Below are 15607 nucleotides of genomic sequence, written 5' to 3'. Positions count from 1 at the left end.
TAAGTCAGGGCAGGCTTGCCAGGCGTTCCAGCGCGGCCGCGTTCAGCGGCATGCCGGCGCTACGGGCGGCGTACAGCGCCGCGCCAAGCACCGGCGCCAAGCGCGGCGGCGCCAGGCGATAAGATCCAGCGCGAGTCGCCAATGCCCGCTCGAAAGGTGCGCGCAGCGGCCCATCCGCGCCGAACAGCCCGCCGGTGCAGGACACGGCCACGCCGACGCCTGCGGCAACGCCAAGCGCACCGCGCACGGCATCGACCAGCGCCGCCAGTTCGGCGGCGGCGGCCTCGATGATCGCCTGCGCCTGGACGTCGCCCAGCGCGGCCGCCTCGGCGACCAGGCGTGACAACGCGGCCACCTTGCTCCTCTCCCCTTTCAGTTCGCCATAAACCACCTGGCACAAATCAAGATCCTCCAGCAGCGCCAGGCGTTCGCGCACCAGCTGATACAACGGCCCGCGCGGCGCGCGGCCATCGCTCATCCTTGAAAACAGCGCCAGGCCGGCACGCGCGATCCAGTGCGCGGAACCCTCGTCGCTGAACAGCTCACCCCAGCCGCCGGCGCGCGCGCGTTGTCCGGCAAATTCCCCGTACGCCATCGAGCCGGTGCCGGCGATCACGCTGATGCCGTCGGCGCAGGCCAGCGACCCGGCCCAGCTGCACACCATGTCGTTGCCGCACAGGTAGCGGCCGTGGCCCAGCACCGCATGGGGCAGCGCGTCCAACTGAGGCTGCACCGCGCGGTCCTCGCCATAGGCCGGCAGACCGAAGAAAGCGAAGTCGATATCGCTCGCGGCCACGCCGGCCGTTGCGAACAGCGCGTCGCAGCCGCGCGCCAGCAGCGCGGCAGTGGCGTCCATGCCGACCTCCAGGTAGTAGGCGCCGCTGTCCTCGTGGCGTGCAAGCACGCGGCCCTGGCTGTCGACCAGCGCGAACGCGGTCTTGGTGCCGCCGCCGTCAACCCCGAGAAACATGATCGTCTCCTTCGAGCGGATAGATGGTCACGCCGCGTACCACGCGATTGACGGTGCCCGACACGCTCGGCGTGTCCGGACGCAGGCCCAGCGCCAGCGACTGCAGCAGCGCAAACGATTGGCAGAACAGGATGTAAGGCAGCGCCAGCGCGAGTTCGCCGGCGTCCTCCATACCCTGCAGCGCCACCACTGCGGCGCCAGGTTCCGGCTCGGCGCGGCCGCTCAGGGCCAGCACGCGGCCGGCGCGGCCGTCGTTGCGCAGCTCGCGCAGCAGGTCGAGATCGTAGCGTCGCGCATGCGCGTCGTTCGACAGCAGCACCACCACCAAGGTGTCGGCGTCGACGATGGTCTTCGGGCCGTGGCGGAAACCCAGCGGCGAATCGAACAGCGCCACAACCTGGCCGTCGGTCAGTTCCAGCAGCTTGAGCGAGGCCTCGCGCGCCAGTCCCAGCAACTCATTGCTGCCGAGGTAGACCACGCGCTTGAAGCGGCGCTCCACCAGCGATTGCAGCAGCGGCAGCGCGCTTGCCAGCAAACCGTCGGCGGCCGCCGAGGATGCCGCGGCGGCGCCCGGCGCCAGCACGCCGAAGGCCAGCGCGGCCGCCAGCAGCATCGAGGTGAAGCTGGTGGTCATGGCGAAGCCGCGGTCGTGGGTGGCATCCGGCAGCAGGATGGCGAAGGCGTTGCCGCGCTCCCGGGCCATCCGGTACAACTCGCCGTCGGCGTTGCAGGTGATGATCAGATGATAGACCTCCCCCACCAGCTGGTCGGCCAGCGTGACGGCGGCCAGGCTCTCCGGGCTGCTGCCGGAACGGGCGAACGACACCAGCAGCGTCGTCGTGGCAGCTTGCAGGAAGCGCTGCGGACCGGACACCAGGTCGGTGGTCGGCACGGCTTCGGCGCGCCATCCCTTGCCCAGCATGGCGGGCGCCAGGCATTCGCCGAGGAAGGCCGAGGTGCCGGCGCCGGTCAGCACGATGCGCAGGCCGGTGCGCGCCAGCAGCGGGGCCAGGAAGGCATCGAGCGCCGCGCGCCGGCTCGCCACCAGCGCGTCGATCTGCGGCCAGACGGCGGGCTGCTGCGCGATCTCGCGCGCGGTCAGGCCGGCTCCGGCTTCATCCAAGCGTGCCGTATCGATGCCCAAAATTTCCTTGTCCACTACTAGCATGTTTCCAACTCCTTTGTTGCGGCGCCTGCAGCGCAGGCGTCCATGTACTGGCGCAGCACCTTGGCCACTCCCTCTTTGAGTAAATCGGCCGGCACATTGCGTAGCCGCCCTTCGCGCACCGCCTCGTACTGCGCCGGCAGGTACTGGCTCAACAGCGTCAGCGGCGGCGCCTCGTGCTCCAGGTTGGCCAGCAGGCGCGCCTGCGCCGCCTGGATGGCAGGATGCGGCCAGTAGTAGCGGATACGGTCGCTCAGGCTGTACTGCTGATCGAAGCGGGTGCGGCGCGGATCGCCGCCATAGTATTTGCGCCAGTATTCGGGTTCGGCGCGCATCACTTCCAGCACGATGTTCTTGAAATCCGAACCTTGCTGGTCGCCAGGCCACGCCATCTCCTCCTCGATGTCGGCCAGCGCCCACAGCGTCTCGCGCAGCGCGAAAGTCAGGCCAGGCCCCACTTTCAGGATCGCGAAATGGCCGGCCACCAGCGCGGCCAGGTTGGACGGGGTCTGGTAGTCGGTCGAGTGGGCTTCGTAGAGCAGCGTCGGTTCGTCTTCGATCAGACGGCTCAGCGCCACCGCGTGTTTCGGACGGTAGTCGATCACCTTGTGATGGTCGAACTCGACGCCCGGCTGCACCACCAGGCCGATCACGCGCGGCCACGCCGCCTCCAGGCCGGCGGCGGCAAAGGCCAGCCGGTGCACCTTGATCGTCAGCGCCGCCGCGCCGGGCGTGGTGACGCTCAATTCTTCCAGGTCCTCATGCGCGCCGCCCGGCACCGGCACCTCGGTGCCGACCACGTAGACCGGCGCCTCGCCGCCGGCCGTATGCCAGGCGCGCTCGGCGACCACGCACAGGCGCGCGGCGCGCTCGGCCACCAAGGCGTCCGGCAGCGGCACCGGGTCGCCGGCGCAGGACATCGAGCAGTCCAGGTGTATCTTGCGGAAGCCCGCCGTCACATACTGGTCGATCAGCACCTCAGCCTTGGCCATGGCCGCCTCGGCCGGCTGGCCCTGCCAGGCGTTCGGCCCCAAATGGTCGCCGCCCAGCAGGATACGGCCACGCGCCAGGCCGGTGCGGTCGGCGATGCCGTGCACGAAATCGCGGAAGGCGGCCGGCGTCATGCCGGTATAGCCGCCGTCCTGGTTCACCTGGTTCGAGGTCGCTTCGATCAGCACCGGCAGGTCGCGCGCGGAGGCCACCTCCATGGCGGCTTCGATCACCAGCGGGTGCGCCGAGCATACCGCGTGGATGCCAACCTGCTCGCCGGCCTTGTGGCGGCGCACCAGATTCAATAAGTAGTCCATCGTTGGTTCCTTGAATAGATTCGGGTTCAGGCGGAGGCGCCGTCCTCCGGTTGCAACGCGAGCAGCAGCGCCGCCGCCAGCGACAGGCCGATGCCGGCCAGCCGGTAGCCGGTCGGCAGCGATGCCGCCAGCGCCATCGCGATGACAGTGGTCAGCAGCGGCGCGCCGGCGTTCACCAGCGGCGACACCATCAATGCCTTGCCGTGGCGGAAGGCGTACACCAGCGTCAGCGCGCCGACCGCGTTCAATACCTGCGTGGCGGCGGCCAGCAACGGTCCCGAAGGGCCGTAGTTGATCGGCACCGAGAAATCGGTCATGGCCAGCGCCACGGGAATGAACAGCAGCGCGCTGGCCGTCATGTAAAAGAAGATGCTCTCGGCGTCCATGCTGGCGTTGGCCAGCTTGATGAAGTAGGCCTGCAGGCCCCAGGCCACCAGCACGCCCAGCGCCAGCACGAACCACAGGCCGTACTGCTGCGGCGCGCCTCCCGGCGTGTAGTCGAACAGCGGCAGCGCGCAGACCGCCAGCACGATGCCGCCCAGCCCCATCGCGCCGGTGCGTTCGCGCAGGAACAGGAAGGACAGCGCGATCGTGATCACCGGCGACAGTGAAATCAGCGGGAAGATCAGGTAGGTGGGGCCGGCCTTCACCGCATAGAACAGCACCATCTGCCCGCCGGCACCCAGCAGGCCGATCGCCAGGCCGTAGGCGATGGCGCGGCCATCGCGGCGCACACGCCAGCCGGCGCGCGCCAGGACGAACAGCGCCGGCGGCACCATCGTCAGCGCCCACACCACATAGACCAGCGTTTCAGGAAAACCGTTCTGGCTGGGCAGGCCGGTAAAGGCGCCCCACACGCCCCACAACAGCGTGGTGGCGAGCGCGTACCCGAGCCAGCGCGGACGGCTGGTGCCCACGGCATCCTTGGTTTGTATCGTACTTGTCGTCGTGTTCATGGCCACCCGTCAGAATTTCACGCTCATGCCGGCCACGAAGGTGCGGCCCCAGCTTTCAAAGCCGTACAGCGCGTCGCTGCGGCCCAGGTTCGAACGCATCACCGCATCGCCCAGGTTCTTCCCTTCGACGAACAAGGTAACGTTGCGCGTGACGTCCCACGAGGCCGACGCCGTCACCCAGGTCAGCGCATCGACCTTGGCCGGGAATCCCGCCAGCACATTGGTGCTTTGAGTGTACTCGCCCGTGTAGTCGAACGAGATCGAGGCGTTGACGCCATTCTTCTCGTACAGGAAGCCGATCGACGACGCGGTCGGCGCTACGCCTTCCAGCTGGCCGACGTACTGGCCGTTCTGGTAGGCCTTGGTCAGCGTCTTGGCGAATTTGGCGTTGAAGCCGAAGCCGTTGTCGAACAGGTGCTGGATACCGAACTCGATGCCGCGCACATTGGCCTTGTCGCCGTTGACCGGATGGGTCACCGTGTACAGGTAGCCCGGCACGCCGATGTCCACATGCTCGTCGGTCTGGTAAGTGACGAAGTTCTTGATCTGCTTGGCGAAGATGGCCGCGGTGATGGCCGATTTCGGACGGTAGTACCACTCGACCGACAGGTCCTGCTGCACCGCCTCGGTAGGCTTCAGCTTCGGATCGCCGACGATGCTCAGCACATAACTGCGGTCGAGCGTATTGTCGGTGCGGGTAGGCGCCAGCTTGTCGAGCGACGGCCGGGCCATGACCTTGGCGATGGCGCCGCGCACCACGAAATCGTCGCGCGCCCACCAGCTGATATTGGCCGACGGCAGAAGCTTGGTGTAGCTGCCGTCTTCCGACACCGGCACCGCCGGGCTGTAGGTGACGATCGGGCTGCTGGTCGGGATGTCCGGGGTCTGATCGTCGATGGCGACGATCTTGTCGATCGCGCTGCGCGACGTGGTCTTGGTGCGCACCAGGCGCGCGCCGACGTTGCCGTTCCAGTTCTCGCCCGCCAGCTCAAGCTGGCCATACAGCGTCGCGGTCTTTTCGGTCACCGAGTAGGAATCGGTCGGCACGAACACCGGCTGCGATTTGCTGACGTCGAACGTGTCGCCGGTCGGGTTGCCGTCGGCGTCGAGGACAGGCTTGCCATCCAACTTCTTCAGCGCAGCGAAATAAGCCGGCACGTCGAACTTGATGAAACTGCCGGGGAAGCTGCCGCCGGCGTTGCGCATGTAGTTGGGCAGCGTCATCGGCTGGACCACGTTGGCGCCCAGCGAGGCGAAGGTGGTCGAGTACATATCGCAGTACTGGCATGCGCCGCCGCTCTTCTCGTTGCCGATCGAGTTGCGGTCCTTCTTGCGCGAGGTGGCGCTGGCGCCGAACTGCAGGCCGTCGATATGCCAGGCGCCGCCCAGCGCCAGCCGGCCGTCGAGCGAGGCGCCATCGATGGTGTCCTTGATGTCGGTGCCGGTCAGGCCGGTGAAGTGGACGCCGTAGTCCTTGTTGCCCAGGCGCCCGGCGGCCAGCTCGGTAGCCAGGTCGCGGCCATCTTCCAGCGTAACGCGGATGTCGGGGAAGCCGCCGTTGGTGGCGCGGTAGTAGCCCGTGTTGTGGCCCGCGATGCCGGCCACCACGAAGCTGTCCTTGCCGCCGGAGTTGCGCTTGGAAGTAGAGCGGTAGACGTCGCCGGTCAGCTTCAGCGCGTTCGATGGCCGCCACTCGCCGCGCCAGCCGAACTGCATGGTGTCGACCACGCGGTCCGTGGTGACGTTGGACATTTCCGGTATCAGGTCCTTCACCGTCATGCTGGTGATCAGGCGGTCCTTGACGACGACGTCGGACCAGCGCCCCGGCGCGCTCTCCACATAATAGGACTGCTGGTAACCGACCTGCGGCGAATCGAGGCGCGTGGCCAGCGCATCGGCGGTCATCTTGAAGGTCGGCGTGACCTTCCATTCAAAGGCACCGGACAAGGCGGCGCGCTTCTTCTCTTCGAACACGGAACCGAACGAGATGCAGCAAGGCGCCAGCAGATTGGTCTCGCCTGCGCCGATGACGCCGTCGCCATTGACGTCGTAGCTGCCGGGCGAGTCCGCGTTGTACGTCTGGTAGCCCAGCGAATCGGTGCGCACCTTGCGCTTGGAAACCACGGCCCCCACCAGCACGCCCATCGTATTGTTGTTGAAGGTGTTGCTGACGACACCCGACAGCTTGCCGCCGTCCTTGCGCGACAGGTCGTTGTGGTCCGCCTCGAAACGCACCGAGGCGTGATAGCCCGGGTTGTCCATCGGCCGCGCCGAGCGCAGGTTGACCGATCCGCCGATGCTGCCCTCCATTTGCGCCGCTTCGGCCGACTTCATCACGTCGGCGCCGCTGATCACCTCGGACGGCAGCACGTCGAAGGCGAAGTCGCGGCCATCGCCGTCGGTCGCCAGGATGCGCTTGTTCAGGGTGACGATGTTGTAGCCCGAGCCCAGGCCGCGCACATTGATGTACTGGCCTTCGCCGCCGCGGGTGCGCGATACCGAAATGCCGGAGATGTGGGTCAACGAATCGGCGACGTTATCGTCGGGGAAGCGGCCGAGTTCCGTGGCCGAGATCGAGTCCTGGATCACGTCGGCGTTGCGCTTGAGTTCAAGCGACTTGGCCAGCGCGGCGCGCGCGCCTGACACCACCACGACCTGCGCGTCCGGATCGGCCTGCGGCTGGGTCTGAGCAGCCTGCGCAAACGCGGTCCCGCACACCGCCATCTCCACCGCTGCCGCAATCAGGCTGCGCCGAAGTCCCGTTTCGATTCTACTACCCATGGCAAATCTCCCGTGATGTGTTGCTTGTTGTGACTTGTGTTATGAATAGTAATAAGCAAAGAAACAAAACACAAGAAGCTTTCGAAATATTTCGTTTTGATGTTGTATTTTCGTTTTCTTTCGTTTTAACGTGAAATATCTTTGTTTTTATTTCGAAACACATGTTTTAACATTGCAAGGGCGCTATACCTGATGGCACGAAGGCCGCGATCTGTTAAGCTGCCCTTTTTGACAAATCAACAGCACAACTCATGCGAAACACCAGTCAACGCCGCGCCGCGATCCTGCAGGCGCTCACCCAACACGGTTCCGTGCAGGTCAACGAACTGGTGGAACAGTTGGGCGTCTCAGCGGTGACGATCCGCAGCGATTTGAGCGCGCTGGAGTCGCAAGGCCTGGCCACGCGCAGCCACGGCGGCGCCACGCTGACCCGCACTCCCCCGACCGAGCACACCATCCGGCAGAAGGACGCGATCAACCACGAGCAAAAGGAACGCATCGGCGCCTGCGCCGCGCGCCTGGTGGAAGCGGGCGATAACATCATCATCGATTCGGGCACCACCACGATCTCGCTGGCGCGCCATCTGCGCGATGCGCAGCAAGTGACGGTGATGACCAATGGTCTGAACATCGCGTGGGAGCTGGCAGATGCGCCGGGCGTGGACCTGATCCTGACCGGCGGCCTGCTGCGCAAGCAATCGCTGTCGATCCAGGGCACGCAGGCCGAAGCCTGCCTGCAGGCCTACAGCTTCGACAAGCTGTTCCTCGGCGTGGACGGTTTCGACCTGCAGTTCGGCGTGACCACCCACCACGAGGCGGAGGCCAGCTTGAATCACAAGATGGTGGAGCGGGCCAAGAAGATCATCGTGCTGACGGACGCCTCCAAGTTCGGACGCGTCAGCCTGCACCGCATCGTGCAACTGGACCGCGTCCACACCGTCATTACCGACGCCGGCATCAGCCCCGAATATCGCGACGGCCTGCTGGAAGCCGGCATCGAACTCCTGATAGTGGAATGACGGGTTACGCGGGGTGGAGGCAGGCTTCCAGCGGCAGTTCCTGCAACGGGAAATGGCCGCTGTCCACCATGTGGATGGAAGCTTGCGGGAAGATGGCGCGCCACGCCGCACCGTCCTTGTCGGCGTCGATCATGACGTCGTACTTGCCGAACACCAGTTGCACCGGGCCGGTGTAGGGACTCGGCAGCGGCTTCGGATTGATGGCGGCGAAATCGTCCGATGTGGCGACCGAGGTCGGGCCGTCGAAGGCGCCGGGTTGCTGTATCAGCTCCACGAACGAGCGCGCGGCCTCACCGGCATTCGGGCTGAAATAGAGCTCCGGCACATCGGGCAGCAGCGACAGCGCGCCGAACACGTCCCAGAAGCGCGCCCTGCCCGGATCGTCCTCGTAGGCGGCCAGCGCGGCGGCCAGCTTGCCGGCGTTGGCGTCGTCCATATGCAGCTGGAAGGCGCGGCGCGCCAGCCGCATCGCGGCCTGCTCCGGATCGAAGGTTGGACCCAGCAGCACGATGCGCGCGATCGACTCCGGCATCTGGCGCGACAAGTGCACGGCCAGATGGGCGCCAAAGGAGCTGGCCAGTATCGTCATCGGCGCGCCATGCGCCTCCACGCAGCGGCGGAACTCGGCCAGCGTCGCCGCCAGCAGATCCTGGAACGGATGCACCGCGCACGGCACGGTGACCGGCTGCTGCCACCAGTGCACGTCCGACGCTTCCGGAAAACGGGCCTTCTCGAAGACCGGGCTCATTCCCGGTCCGCCATGCAAAAACAAAATCGATGGTGCTGACATTCTTTCCTCCTTGAGACTAGCCGCAAGCGTAGCGCGAATGTGCATTTTAGACAAGCAAGCAGCGCCTTGTTGATTGACTTCGAGGCCGGACCGGGAGAACATCATGCGCATGAAAAAATTTATCCTTGCGATGTCCATGCTGCTGTCGGCAGCCACCCAGGCCCAGGTTCTTCCGGTGCGCGAACAGGCCGCCGTGGTCAATGAACTGCTGGCGGAACGCTTCGACAAGCTGCTGCCGGGGATGATGGCGCAAACCGGCATCGACATGTGGATCGTCGTCTCGCGCGAGTACAACGAAGACCCGGTGCTGAAAACCATGCTGCCGGCCGAATGGCTGAACGCCCGCCGCCGCACGGTGCTGGTGTTCTACCGCGATCCGAAAAAGCAGACCGTCGAGAAGCTGGCCGTGGCGCGCTATGCCGTCGGCAAGAGCATCGCGGCGGCGTGGGACATGAAGAAATTCCCCGAGCAATGGGAGGCGCTGGCCGACATCGTCAAGCAGCGCAGTCCGAACAAGATCGCGCTGAACACCTCGCATAATTTCGGCCACGCCGACGGCATCGACCGTACGGACTACGAGGAGCTGGTGCAGGCGCTGCCAGCCGAATTCAAACGCAAGGTGGTCTCGGCGGAACCGCTGGCGATACGCTGGCTGGAAACGCGCACCGAGCGCGAGATGCAGATTTATCCTCAGCTTGTCGATGCCACGCACAAGATCATCGCCGAAGGATTTTCCGAGCGCGTCATCACGCCCGGCATCACCACCAGCGAGGATGTGGTGTGGTGGTTCCGCCAGAAGATCCGCGACCTGGGCTACGACACCTGGTTCCATCCTTCGGTGGAGATCCAGCGCGCAGGCAAAGGGCTGGCGAATCCCGACATCATCATCCCCGGCGACCTGCTGCACGTCGACATCGGCATCACCTACCTGCGCCTGAACACCGACGTGCAGGAACATGCCTACGTGCTGAAGCCCGGCGAAACCGCGCCACCGGCCGCGCTGACGCTAGCCTACGCCAAGGCCAACCGCCTGCAGGACATCCTGCTGGCGCAGTTCAAGCAAGGCAGCACCGGCAATCAGATGCTGGCCGGCGCGCTGGCGCAGGCGCGCGGCGAAGGCATCGTCCCGACCATCTACACGCACCCTATCGGCTACCATGGCCACGCCGCCGGCCCCGCCATCGGCATGTGGGACATGCAGAACGGCGTGCCCGGCACCGGCGACGAAGCGCTGCGCTACCGCACCGCCTACTCGATTGAACTGAATGCCGCCAGCGCGATTCCCGGCTACGCGGAGCCGGTGCGCATCATGCTCGAGGAAGACGCCTACTTCGACGAATCCGGCATCCGCTACATCAACGGCCGCCAGAAAGAGATGCTGCTGGTGCCACGCCGGGCACCCAACATCGAGCCCTGATTCAGCGCAAGCGGGTAAAGCCGTCCGCGCTCCAGTCCTCGCTGCCGACGCCGTGGTGAACGAAGAACAATCCGTTCGGATCGTACTGCTTCTTCACTCGCGCCAGCCGGCTGTAGTTGCCGCCCCAGAAGGCGCTCTGCCAGTTCTTCAGGAAGTAGTCGCTTTCCGATACATAGGAACCGGCATTCGGCGCGGCCGCCTTCAGTTCGTTCATCGCCCTGCCGATGGACGCGGCGCGTTCGCGGCCGCGCTGCGCATCGGGGGGCGTCTCGCCGGGCATGCCGGGATAGCGCGCACCGTCGCCGCCGGCGATGATGGCCAGCGCGAAGGCGCCCAGCACGTCCGGATTCATCGCCGTCTGGCGCGCTGCTTCGATCGCCTCCGCAGGCGCGCCGGCCAGCCCCTTGTTGAAGTGCAGTCCCACGCGCCAATGCCGCGAAGCGCGGAACAAGGCGCTGACCAGTTGCGACTGGCTACCTTCGTCCAGCAGCGCCTGCGGCAGCCACGCCGATTGATAGCCGTGGATGAACCAGCCCGCGTCTTCGGCATCGCCTTTCCATACGCCGTGGTGTGCCGGCGCACCCGGACGCTCGTCGGCCAGCATGAAGCCCGGCGCGTGCTTCTTGAAGAACTCCACATTCCAGAAATGCCGCGCCGGCAGCGCGATGGCGCGGAACGGTCTTTCAAACGTGTATTCCGGCCGCTCGCGCAGCCACGCCAGGAACGGCGCCCACACCTCCTCCGCCTGCTGCTGGCCCAGTCCCTGGAACACCATGTTGACGTCCACCGTATTGCCGGTGTTGAAGGCGATCTGTTCGCCCCAGTGCGGGTTGAACAAGGCGCCTGCGTAGAAGGCGACCAGTTTCGCGATCAAGGCGCGGAAGGCCGCATCGGACGAGGCCTTGATGGTGAAGAACAGGCCGCCGAAGTTCTCCGGCAGCTCGCGCGTGCGCAAGGTCAGGCGCGTGACCACGCCGACGCTGCCGCCGCCACCGCCCTTCAATGCCCAGAACAGGTCCGGGTTGGTGCAGGCGTTGGCGATGCGCACCTGGCCGTCGGCGGTCACCACTTCCGCCTCCAGCAGCCCGGCGGCGGCGGTGCCGTAGGCCTTGGAGAAGTTACTGAAGCCGCCGCTCTGCACCAGTCCCGCCACGCCGACCGTGGTGCAGCCGCCTCCCTGCACATAGCGTCCGCCGCGCGTGGTGACGGCATCGTAGGCGTCGATCCACATGGCGCCCGCACCCAGCGTGACGGCCGGCTGCGGCGCCGCCGAACACCCCTGCGCCACAAAGGCCGGCAGCAGCGTGGCGTCGTTCATCTGGCGGGTCCACACCAGCAGCGAATCGGGAGCGTCGGAGGTACCCTGGTAACTGTGACCGCCGCCTTTGACCACCAGCCGCAGATTGTGCTCACGGGCGAAATTGACCGCGGCCACCACGTCCGCCGTGGTCTTGGCCGCCACCGCATAGGCGCTCGGCTGCGACGACCAGGCGTCGAGCCAGCCGCTGGTTTGCGTCAGCGCCGCCTGGTCGCCGATATCAAAGGTGTTCTTCAGGTGCGCCAGCGCGGCCACGCAGGCTGGCGCCGCCGCATCGGCTCCGCAAGCGGCGAACGGCGCGTCCAGTTTTTGCAGGCGGCCTTCCACGCGCTGCGCCAATTGCCCCCAGTCCGCCGGCGACGGCCAGCCGGCATCGCCGGGACGCACCCGCGCAGTTGGCGCCGCAGCGGCAACCGCGGCGCTCCAGGCGACAGGGGCCAGCGACAGGACAGGCAGCGCGGCGGCGGCTTTCAGCAACTCTCTTCTTTTCATCATGGGCCTCGAATAATGTTGATAACAACACAATAATCGATAGCCCGCACGCGGTCCATTCCCATGTGGCGAAACGGACCACGATGGGGCGAGCCGGACGATTTGTTGGTGGTTAAAAACGAATAGTGCCGGTAAGCTCGGGTGTGCCAGAAAATTGCTGCACCTGCGAAGATATCGCTGTGGGCGTCTGGCCAGAGCGCCCTTTCGACTACCGATACTTTGGCCCCATCCAAACCAGGAGTACCAAATGAATTCGTTTGTGGAAACCATTTCGCCGGCAGCAAAAAATCTCATCGAGGCACGTATCGACTACTACACCGACCTGACGTCCGCTGCCCTGCAATCGATGCGCAAGCTTGCGGAAGTGAATACCCAGTTCAGCCGCACCTGGCTGCAGGATTCCACTGAAGCGCTGCGCACCGCACTGCTGACGCCGCAATCGGCCGAGCGCGGCATGGCCGCGATCGCGCCGTCGGCGGAAGCGGTGGTGCAAAAACTGCAGGCCTATCAGCAGCAACTGACCCAGGTGGCCAGCGAGTTCCAGAACAATATCAACAGCGTGGTGCAGCAGCACGTGCCGCAAACCACCCGCACCGCGACCGCGCTGGCCGAGGTGGTGACGCAAAAAGCCGCGGAGCAGGCTGATCGTCAATTACGCGCGCAAAAAGCGGCGGCCAAGGAAACCATGGACCAAGCCGCCCAGTTCGCCAACGTGGCGGCACAGAGCGGGTCGATGGCGCAGCCGGCGTCGATGCAGAGCGCCGACGGCAGCGGCAACAAGAACTAAGCTACAGGAAGCGTTCCGGGATATCGTCGACGAACGGATACAACGCGAAATACGGCTTCGATTCGTCCAGCACCCGCTGGACGGACGGCCGCGTCACCAGGCGCTCGAAATAGTCGTTGAGGTGGCTGTACTCCTCCGGGAACGGCAGGATCGTGGCGGCGTAGAACAGCGCCGGCGCCGCCGCGCAATCGCCCATGCTGAAGGCCTCGCCGCACATCCAGCTGCGCGTGGCCATGCGTTTTTCTATCATCTTGTAAGCCGTCTTCAGCTTGGTGCGCTCCTTGGTCTGGTCGCACTGCATGCCGGTCAGGTGGCCCGTGACGATGGTCTGCATCGGCTCCTGCACGTAGTTGTCGAAGAAGCGGTCCCACAGGCGCACGTCCAGCGCCGCATCCCAGTCGGCCGGTATCATCGGCTGCGCACCGGGAAAATAACGATCCAGGTATTCAATGATGACCGACGTCTCCGGCACGTCGCGCTTGCGCTCGTGGTCGCGTATCACCGGGAACTTGCATAGCGGCCAGATCGCCTCCAGCTCGGCGCGGTCGGCCTCCTCGCCCAGGTTGATGATGCGCTTGTCGAACGCGACGCCGTTTTCGTACAGCGCGATCAGCACCTTGTGGCAGAACGAGGCCAGCGGATGGTAGTAAAGGGTCAACGACATATAGGCTCCGGAAGTCGGGCACCGCCACGCGGTACCAAAGTATTCAGCAAATGATACTTCAGACAAGGCGATAGCGGCGGACGCTAAATGTTGAGACACTGCGCTCCGTTATCGCCGGGCAATGACGCGCCGGCGGGCACCCGACCTACCCTCTGAACTGGACCACGCCATGCGCCTCGCCATCACCTTCGCCCTCGCCTCCCTTTGCGCCGTCAGCGGCTACTGCCGCGCGGACGCGCTTGACCTGCAGGATTCCTCGTCGCCGCAAACCACTCCCGGCAAGGGCGACAGCCTGTCGCTGGGCCTGGGCGTGGCCTATGTGCCGGAATATTCCGGCAGCGACAAAACCCGTGTCGTGCCGCTGCCCATCTTCGAACGCACCTTCGACAACGGCGCCTTCATCAGCAGCACACGCGGCGTGGGCTTCCAGACCACGCTGGAAGGCTTCGGCCTGAGCGCCGCGCTGACCTACGGCGGCGGCCGTGCCGACCACAAGAAGAACGCCTTCTACGGCTCGGACGCCTTGAAAGGCATGGGCGATATCGACGGCGCCGTGCAGGCCGTGCTGGGCGTCAGCTACCAGGTCGGCACCGTCGGCCTGAGCCTGAGCACCAAGCAGAACCTGGCGCACCGCGAACATGGCGCGACCTACGCCATCGGCGCCAGCGTGCCGCTGTACAGCACCGCCAGCGACCAGGTGGGCCTGGGCCTGTCGGCCGTGTACGGCGATGACAAGTATATGCAGACCTACCACGGCGTGACGGCGGCGCAAGCCTCGCGCACGGCGTTCAAGGCCTACACCGCCAAGGCCGGCTTCGAAAACCTGACGGCCGCCGTGAGCTGGAACCACGTGATCGACAAGAACTGGTCGGCGCACAGCGCGGTCGGCGTCACCCAGCTGTCCGGCGACGCCGCCGACAGCCCGCTGACCAAACGCAAGACCACGCCGATGCTGATGACCGGCTTCAGCTACAAGTTCTGACCTTGACTGGATGATACTATTGAAGGAAATTTAACCATTTCCTTCAAATCATGCCGACAATCACCCTGCTGACTTTCATCGTTCTCGCGCTGGCTATCGGCGCCGTATGGCTCAAGCCTGTCTCGTTCGCCGCCCAAGCCGCTGTCGCGCCTTGGGCGGGCTTGTTCGTGCTGGCACTGCTGTGCGGCTGGATCGCGGGCGTGCTGCAAGCGCCGGCAATCGTCGCCCTGGCCTTGTTTGGCGCTGTCGCCTGGCTGACGGCCACCGGTTCGCAGAAATATGTGCGGATTATTTCGGGCATCGTCGCCGGGCTACTGGCGTTTGCGCTGGCCATCCACAAGCTGCCCGGGTTCAGCAACCCGGTGATGATCGCCGGCGCCGTGTTCTCGCCGGGCGCCGCACCGTTCACGCAATACGCCAACTTCGACAAGGGCGCGGTAGGCTTGATACTGCTGGCGTTCATCTGCAGCCGGGTACGCAGCTGGGCGGAGCTGGGCGGCGTGCTGAAGAAGACCTGGCCGATTCTGCTGGTCACGGTCGCCGCGGTGATGGCCTTCGCCGTGGGCGTCGGCTTCGTCCATCCAGACTTCAAGCTGCCATCCGTCACGCTGCAATTTATCGCGGTGAACCTGTTCTTCACCGTCGTCGCCGAAGAGGCGTTCTTCCGCGGCTTCCTGCAAGCCCGCCTCGCCGCATCGTTGGCGCGCTTCCGCTGCGGCCCGTGGATCGCCGTGATCTGCTCCGCGCTGCTGTTCGGCGCCGCCCACCTGGCCGGCGGCCCCGCCTACGCCCTGCTCGCCACTATCGCCGGGCTGGGCTATGCCTACGCCTACCAGGCCACCCAGCGCATCGAAGCGCCGATCCTGATTCACCTCGTACTGAACACCGTACACTTCATTGGCTTCACTTACCCGTTTGTCGCCCGCTAAGCTGCGCCGATACGCCAATTCTCTGGAGGA

The 15607-nt window shown here is 65.5% G+C and carries 12 protein-coding genes and 1 pseudogene; 5 read left to right on the top strand and 8 right to left on the bottom strand.

Features of this window, described 5'->3' with window-relative positions; genetic code table 11:
* Window positions 1–4 precede the first annotated feature (4 nt).
* The 5 genes from ABWW33_RS14465 to ABWW33_RS14445 are packed head-to-tail and all read right to left on the bottom strand — an operon-like array spanning window position 5 to window position 7179.
* Window positions 5–970, bottom strand: a complete 966-nt coding sequence (locus ABWW33_RS14465) for an N-acetylglucosamine kinase (RefSeq protein WP_353402388.1) — start codon at window positions 968–970, stop codon at window positions 5–7.
* Window positions 954–2138 (bottom strand): SIS domain-containing protein, encoded by a 1185-nt coding sequence (locus ABWW33_RS14460; protein ID WP_353402387.1) that lies wholly within the window; start codon window positions 2136–2138, stop codon window positions 954–956. The genes ABWW33_RS14465 and ABWW33_RS14460 overlap by 17 nt, the downstream gene beginning before the upstream one ends.
* Window positions 2132–3442, bottom strand: a complete 1311-nt coding sequence (locus ABWW33_RS14455) for a D-tagatose-bisphosphate aldolase, class II, non-catalytic subunit (RefSeq protein WP_353402385.1) — start codon at window positions 3440–3442, stop codon at window positions 2132–2134. The genes ABWW33_RS14460 and ABWW33_RS14455 overlap by 7 nt, the downstream gene beginning before the upstream one ends.
* 26 nt (window positions 3443–3468) lie before the next feature.
* The gene (locus tag ABWW33_RS14450) at window positions 3469–4398 is read right to left on the bottom strand and encodes an EamA family transporter (protein WP_176653887.1); all 930 of its coding nucleotides are present in this window, start codon (window positions 4396–4398) and stop codon (window positions 3469–3471) included.
* 9 nt (window positions 4399–4407) lie between these two features.
* Window positions 4408–7179, bottom strand: coding sequence for a TonB-dependent receptor (locus ABWW33_RS14445; protein ID WP_353402383.1), 2772 nt, complete (start codon window positions 7177–7179; stop codon window positions 4408–4410).
* Between the two features lie 242 nt (window positions 7180–7421).
* Here ABWW33_RS14445 and ABWW33_RS14440 point away from each other — a divergent pair.
* Window positions 7422–8198, top strand: a pseudogene (locus tag ABWW33_RS14440) (DeoR family transcriptional regulator); the annotation flags it as partial.
* Between the two features lie 4 nt (window positions 8199–8202).
* Here the strand turns inward: ABWW33_RS14440 and ABWW33_RS14435 are convergent.
* Window positions 8203–8946 (bottom strand): alpha/beta hydrolase, encoded by a 744-nt coding sequence (locus ABWW33_RS14435; RefSeq protein WP_353402381.1) that lies wholly within the window; start codon window positions 8944–8946, stop codon window positions 8203–8205.
* 145 nt (window positions 8947–9091) lie between these two features.
* Here ABWW33_RS14435 and ABWW33_RS14430 point away from each other — a divergent pair, with 145 nt between their 5' ends.
* Window positions 9092–10405 (top strand): M24 family metallopeptidase, encoded by a 1314-nt coding sequence (locus tag ABWW33_RS14430; RefSeq protein ID WP_353402379.1) that lies wholly within the window; start codon window positions 9092–9094, stop codon window positions 10403–10405.
* Window position 10406: 1 nt separating this feature from the next.
* Here the strand turns inward: ABWW33_RS14430 and ABWW33_RS14425 are convergent, their stop codons facing one another.
* Window positions 10407–12218 (bottom strand): FAD-binding oxidoreductase, encoded by a 1812-nt coding sequence (locus ABWW33_RS14425; protein WP_353402377.1) that lies wholly within the window; start codon window positions 12216–12218, stop codon window positions 10407–10409.
* A 244-nt stretch (window positions 12219–12462) separates the two neighbouring features.
* On the opposite strand from ABWW33_RS14425, the gene ABWW33_RS14420 reads away from it, so the two are divergent.
* Window positions 12463–13002, top strand: coding sequence for a phasin family protein (locus ABWW33_RS14420; protein WP_176653884.1), 540 nt, complete (start codon window positions 12463–12465; stop codon window positions 13000–13002).
* Between the two features lies 1 nt (window position 13003).
* Here the strand turns inward: ABWW33_RS14420 and ABWW33_RS14415 are convergent, their stop codons facing one another.
* On the bottom strand, window positions 13004–13666 hold the full coding sequence (locus tag ABWW33_RS14415) for a glutathione S-transferase family protein (protein WP_353402374.1): 663 nt from the start codon (window positions 13664–13666) through the stop codon (window positions 13004–13006).
* A gap of 169 nt (window positions 13667–13835) precedes the next feature.
* Between ABWW33_RS14415 and ABWW33_RS14410 the strand changes: the two genes are divergently transcribed.
* Both ABWW33_RS14410 and ABWW33_RS14405 read left to right on the top strand, forming a co-directional pair.
* Window positions 13836–14648 (top strand): MipA/OmpV family protein, encoded by an 813-nt coding sequence (locus tag ABWW33_RS14410; RefSeq protein WP_176653882.1) that lies wholly within the window; start codon window positions 13836–13838, stop codon window positions 14646–14648.
* A 50-nt stretch (window positions 14649–14698) separates the two neighbouring features.
* Window positions 14699–15577, top strand: a complete 879-nt coding sequence (locus ABWW33_RS14405; protein WP_353402372.1) for a CPBP family intramembrane glutamic endopeptidase — start codon at window positions 14699–14701, stop codon at window positions 15575–15577.
* Window positions 15578–15607 lie beyond the last annotated feature (30 nt).

The organism is Duganella hordei, from assembly GCF_040369125.1.
Taxonomy (GTDB): domain Bacteria; phylum Pseudomonadota; class Gammaproteobacteria; order Burkholderiales; family Burkholderiaceae_D; genus Rugamonas; species Rugamonas hordei.
This window is presented reverse-complemented; position numbering and strand designations above follow the sequence as displayed.

Coding starts and splice junctions, on each gene's coding strand:
- ABWW33_RS14445 (WP_353402383.1), bottom strand. CDS start 7,179: ATGGGTAGTAGAATCGAAACGGGACTTCGGCGCAGCCTGATTGCGGCA.
- ABWW33_RS14410 (WP_176653882.1), top strand. CDS start 13,836: ATGCGCCTCGCCATCACCTTCGCCCTCGCCTCCCTTTGCGCCGTCAGC.
- ABWW33_RS14430 (WP_353402379.1), top strand. CDS start 9,092: ATGCGCATGAAAAAATTTATCCTTGCGATGTCCATGCTGCTGTCGGCA.
- ABWW33_RS14405 (WP_353402372.1), top strand. CDS start 14,699: ATGCCGACAATCACCCTGCTGACTTTCATCGTTCTCGCGCTGGCTATC.
- ABWW33_RS14435 (WP_353402381.1), bottom strand. CDS start 8,946: ATGAGCCCGGTCTTCGAGAAGGCCCGTTTTCCGGAAGCGTCGGACGTG.
- ABWW33_RS14425 (WP_353402377.1), bottom strand. CDS start 12,218: ATGATGAAAAGAAGAGAGTTGCTGAAAGCCGCCGCCGCGCTGCCTGTC.
- ABWW33_RS14415 (WP_353402374.1), bottom strand. CDS start 13,666: ATGTCGTTGACCCTTTACTACCATCCGCTGGCCTCGTTCTGCCACAAG.
- ABWW33_RS14465 (WP_353402388.1), bottom strand. CDS start 970: ATGTTTCTCGGGGTTGACGGCGGCGGCACCAAGACCGCGTTCGCGCTG.
- ABWW33_RS14450 (WP_176653887.1), bottom strand. CDS start 4,398: ATGAACACGACGACAAGTACGATACAAACCAAGGATGCCGTGGGCACC.
- ABWW33_RS14460 (WP_353402387.1), bottom strand. CDS start 2,138: ATGCTAGTAGTGGACAAGGAAATTTTGGGCATCGATACGGCACGCTTG.
- ABWW33_RS14420 (WP_176653884.1), top strand. CDS start 12,463: ATGAATTCGTTTGTGGAAACCATTTCGCCGGCAGCAAAAAATCTCATC.
- ABWW33_RS14455 (WP_353402385.1), bottom strand. CDS start 3,442: ATGGACTACTTATTGAATCTGGTGCGCCGCCACAAGGCCGGCGAGCAG.